This window comes from Burkholderia sp. GbtcB21 (assembly GCF_019091065.1).
In the GTDB taxonomy this organism is placed as follows: Bacteria; Pseudomonadota; Gammaproteobacteria; order Burkholderiales; family Burkholderiaceae; genus Burkholderia; species Burkholderia pyrrocinia_C.
In genome coordinates, this window is the sequence record NZ_JAGXKA010000488.1 from 1 (window position 1) to 235 (window position 235).

The following is a 235-nucleotide window of genomic DNA, read 5'->3' on the forward strand; positions in this document are numbered from 1 at the left end:
GCCGTGGACGAAGGGCGGCTGGGACTGCTCGGAGACGTTCGAGCATACATCGGTGCTGCGTTTTCTCGTAGCGCGCTTCGGCGTGAAGGAGCCGAACATCAGCGCATGGCGCCGGTCGATCTGCGGCGTCCTCACGTCGGCATTCGATTTCTCCGCGCGCCCCGGCCCGCGCTCCGTGGGCTTCCCGGTGCCGCAGCACATCGCCGCGGCCCGCCCCCCGTACCCGGCGCCCGCG

At 71.5% G+C, this 235-nt stretch carries 1 protein-coding gene; it reads left to right on the plus strand.

Annotated features, from left to right (window positions below; translation table 11 throughout):
• On the plus strand, positions 1-235 hold a 235-nt coding region (locus tag KVT39_RS37430), incomplete at both ends, for an alkaline phosphatase family protein (RefSeq protein ID WP_306795642.1).